Genomic DNA, 267 nt, shown 5'->3' on the forward strand with positions numbered 1-267 from the left:
TTCATTTTTTAGCTTTTGTTCAAATGCAGTTGACATACATCTAAAAAAATGTTCATGATTATTAACCCCTGTTTCACCTTTAAATTGAAGATTCTCCTTCGTTATATTTTTTTGACTCAATAGCGTAGTAAAAACGCTTAAAAATATTGAATTTTGGGTCTCTTTTAATTGCTCTTGATGGTTTTTTTGGGCTAATTGTAATTGCGCCTCAGCAGCATTAAAAGTGTGCTCATTTGCTTTTCGCTGTAATCCAGCAGTATACGCAAC

1 protein-coding gene is annotated in these 267 nt (G+C 32.6%); it reads right to left on the reverse strand.

Annotation, left to right across the window (positions count from 1 at the left end; genetic code table 11):
• Positions 1-267: hypothetical protein (locus tag ACYYG1_RS17495; RefSeq protein WP_461211616.1), on the reverse strand; the 267-nt coding region annotated here is incomplete at both ends.

Source organism: Desulfocurvus sp. DL1XJH-121 (assembly GCF_054819825.1).